Consider the following 4,055-nt stretch of genomic DNA (forward strand, 5'->3'; position numbering starts at 1 on the left):
GGGCTCCTGGGCGACGGACTCGGCGAGCGCCTCGCGCAGGAACGTGCCGGTGTAGCTGCCCTCGACCGCCGCGACGTCCTCGGGCGTGCCCTGCGCGACGACGGTGCCGCCGCCGGAGCCCCCTTCGGGGCCCATGTCGATGATCCAGTCCGCCGTCTTGATCACGTCGAGATTGTGTTCGATCACGATCACCGTGTTGCCCTTGTCGACGAGCCCGTTGATCACGCCGAGCAGCTTGCGGATGTCCTCGAAGTGCAGACCGGTGGTCGGCTCGTCCAGCACGTACACGGTGCGGCCCGTCGACCGCTTCTGCAGCTCCGCGGCGAGCTTGACGCGCTGCGCCTCGCCCCCCGAAAGGGTCGGGGCCGGCTGGCCCAGGCGCACGTATCCGAGGCCGACGTCGACAAGGGTGCGCAGGTAGCGGTGGATCGAGGTGACCGGCTCGAAGAACTCGGCGGCCTCCTCGATGGGCATGTCCAGCACCTCGGCGATGGTCTTGCCCTTGTAGTGCACCTCGAGGGTCTCGCGGTTGTAGCGGGCCCCGTGGCACACCTCGCACGGCACGTACACGTCGGGCAGGAAGTTCATCTCGATCTTGAGCGTGCCGTCACCCGAGCAGGCCTCGCATCGGCCGCCCTTGACGTTGAACGAGAACCGGCCCGGCTGATAGCCGCGCACCTTCGCCTCGGTGGTCGCGGCGAACAGGGTGCGGATCTTGTCGAACACGCCCGTGTAGGTGGCCGGATTCGACCGCGGGGTACGGCCGATCGGCGACTGGTCCACCTGCACGAGCTTGTCGAGCTGGTCGAGCCCGTTGACGCGGGTGTGCCGGCCGGGCACCTGCCGCGCGCCGTTGAGCTTGTTGGCCATGACCGTCGCGAGAATGTCGTTGACCAGGGTCGACTTGCCGGATCCGGAGACACCGGTGATGGAGGTGAGCACGCCGAGCGGGAAGGCCACGTCGATGCCGCGCAGGTTGTTCTCGCGGGCGCCGACGACGGTGACCTGACGCTTGCGGTCCACCGGCCGGCGCTGCTCCGGCACCTCGATCCGCTGACGTCCGGACAGGTACGCGCCGGTGAGCGACTCGGTGCACTCGAGCAGTTCCTTGTAGGGGCCGGTGTGCACGACGCGACCGCCGTGCTCGCCGGCGTACGGCCCGATGTCGACGACCCAGTCCGACGCGCGGATGGTGTCCTCGTCGTGCTCGACGACGATCAGGGTGTTGCCGAGATCACGCAGCCGCGTGAGGGTTTCGATGAGCCGGCGGTTGTCGCGCTGGTGCAGGCCGATGGACGGCTCGTCCAGGACGTACAGGACACCGACCAGGCCCGAGCCGATCTGGGTGGCGAGACGGATGCGCTGTGCCTCCCCGCCGGACAGGGTGCCGGCCGCGCGGGACAGGGTGAGGTATTCGAGTCCCACGTCGAGCAGGAACCCGAGACGCGCCTGGATCTCCTTGAGCACCTGCCCTGCGATGGCCTCCTCCCGCGCCCCGAGGGTCAGGGCGTTCAGGAACTCGGCGCACTCGGCGATGGACAGGTCGGAGACCTCGGCGATGGACTTGTGTCCGTGCTCGCCCGCGGCGATCGTCACCGCGAGGATCTCCGGACGCAGCCGCGCGCCCTCGCACGTGGGGCACGGGATCTCCCGCATGTACCCGTCGTAGCGTTCCTTCATCTGCTCGGACTCGGTCTGTTCGAGCCGGCGGTGCAGGAACGGCATCACGCCCTCGAACTCGGCGTAGTACGACCGTGTCCGGCCGTACCGGTTCTTGTAGCGGACGTGGACCTGTTCCGGGCTGCCCTCGAGGATGGCCTTGCGGGCCTTGGCCGGCAGCTTGTTCCACGGGGTGGACATCTCGAAGCCCATGATGTCGGCGAGCCCGGACAGCAGCCGGGTGAAGTACTCGGAGGTCTGCCCCATCGACCAGGGCGCGATCGCACCGTCCTCGAGGCTGAGTTCCGGGTCCGGCACGACGAGCTCCGGGTCGACCTCCTTGCGGATGCCGAGGCCGGTGCATTCGGGGCAGGCGCCGTACGGGGAGTTGAACGAGAAGGACCGGGGTTCGAGTTCGTCGATGGACAGGGGGTGCCCGTTCGGGCAGGCGAGCGTCTCGGAGAAGCGACGCTCGCGGTCGGCGGCGTTCTCGTCCCGGTCCACGAAGTCGAGGACGACGATGCCCTCCGCCAGGCGCAGTGCGGTCTCGATCGAATCGGTGAGCCGCTGCTTGGCGCTCGCCTTGACCGCGAGGCGGTCGACGACCACCTCGATGTCGTGTTTCTCCTGCTTCTTCAGCTTCGGCGGATCGGTGAGGGGATAGACCACTCCGTCGACCCGCACGCGGGCGTACCCGTGCACGGTCAGCTGCTCGAACAGGTCGACGAATTCCCCCTTGCGGGTGCGCACGACCGGGGCGAGCACCTGGAACCGGGTGCCCTGCTCCATGTCGAGGACCTGGTCGACGATCTGCTGCGGCGTCTGCCGGGCGATCTGCTCCCCGCACTGCGGGCAGTGCGCCGTGCCTGCGCGGGCGTAGAGCAGGCGCAGATAGTCGTAGACCTCGGTGATGGTGCCCACCGTCGAGCGCGGGTTCCGGTTGGTGGACTTCTGGTCGATGGACACCGCCGGCGACAGGCCCTCGATGAAGTCGACGTCGGGTTTGTCCATCTGGCCGAGGAACTGGCGCGCGTAGGCGGACAGCGACTCGACGTAACGGCGCTGCCCCTCGGCGAAGATCGTGTCGAACGCCAGGCTCGACTTGCCCGACCCGGACAGGCCGGTGAAGACGATCAGGCTGTCACGCGGCAGGTCCAGGTCGATCCCCCGCAGGTTGTGCTCCCGCGCGCCACGCACGATCATGCGATCCGCCACGCCACGTCCCTCCTCGTCGGATCCCCTGGACGGTCGGATCCGGTCGCATCTCGATTCACCGACGTCACGTCGCGCAACTCGGCCCTGGACCATGGTAGGCGCGCCCACCGACACGTTCCGGTTCCCGACCGCCGCGCACGCGGGCGACGGGCCTCGGCGGTAACGTGCCTCACATGTCGCAGCAGCCCTTGGTCATCGACGACGACTACACCGGCGAGGTCACCCCCGGCGGTCCCGCGCAGCGCCGCACCGTGCCCGGCGCGACCATCGTCAAGCTGTCCGTCGGACCCATGGACAACAACACGTACCTGGTCACGGATTCCGCCACCGGCAGATCTGTGTTCCTCGATGCAGCGAACGAGCCGGAGTTGCTGACCCGGTTCCTCGCCGAGCACGCCCCGAAACTCGAGCTGATCGTCACGACCCACCAGCACTGGGACCACTGGCAGGGCCTCGAGGCGGTCGCGGCGTCGACCGGGGTTCCCACGGCGGCGCACCCGCTCGACGCCGAGCAGCTCCCGGTCACGCCCGATCGGTTGCTCATGGAAGGCGACACCGTCGCCGTCGGCGAGCTCGGTCTCGAGGTGATCCACCTGTCCGGGCACACCCCCGGCTCGATCGCGCTGGTCCTCACCGAGGCCGGCACCGGACGGCACCACATCTTCACCGGTGACTCCCTCTTCCCCGGCGGCCTGGGCAAGACCGCGGACGCCGAGAAGTTCACCTCGCTGTACGACGACGTCGACACCAAGCTCTTCGGCCGCTTCGGTGACGACACGGTGATCTACCCCGGCCACGGCAAGGACACCACCCTCGGCGCCGAGCGCCCGCACCTCGCGGAGTGGCGCGAGCGCGGCTGGTGACCGGGTGGGCTGCGGGAGGCCGCCGTTCTCACGCGGCGCGTTCGCGCAGCTGCGACGGCGGCAGCTCGATGGCCGGGGCCGGTGTCCACTGCGCAGACCGCTTCCCGGCGGTCACCGGGAGATTGCTCGTCGGCTCACAGACCCCGGTCGATGATGTCGAGGATCTCGTCACCGGTCGCGGCGTGAATCCTGTCCACCGTGTCGGCGCGGCCCCGCTCGGCTCCCGCGAGGTCGGCGAGCAGGGCTTCGAGCCGCTGCGCGACCGCCGCGCGTGCCTCGTCGTCGGCGCCGAGGTCGGCGACGACCGCCTGCAGGCGG

General features: G+C 69.3%; 3 protein-coding genes. 1 reads left to right on the plus strand and 2 read right to left on the minus strand.

The features are described 5' to 3' along the window. Positions 1–2,874 (minus strand): excinuclease ABC subunit UvrA (uvrA, locus tag CQZ88_RS05060; protein ID WP_102799332.1); only part of this gene is annotated, 2,874 nt, incomplete at its 3' end. 173 nt (positions 2,875–3,047) lie between these two features. Here uvrA and CQZ88_RS05065 point away from each other — a divergent pair. Further along, positions 3,048–3,737, plus strand: a complete 690-nt coding sequence (locus CQZ88_RS05065) for an MBL fold metallo-hydrolase (RefSeq protein ID WP_006936519.1) — start codon at positions 3,048–3,050, stop codon at positions 3,735–3,737. Positions 3,738–3,871: 134 nt separating this feature from the next. On the opposite strand, the gene CQZ88_RS30465 is transcribed toward CQZ88_RS05065, so the two are convergent. Further along, a partial coding sequence (locus CQZ88_RS30465; protein ID WP_258008447.1) for a hypothetical protein occupies positions 3,872–4,055 on the minus strand: 184 nt, incomplete at its 5' end.

This window comes from Rhodococcus sp. ENV425 (assembly GCF_002887785.1).
Lineage (GTDB): Bacteria > Actinomycetota > Actinomycetes > Mycobacteriales > Mycobacteriaceae > Rhodococcus > Rhodococcus aetherivorans.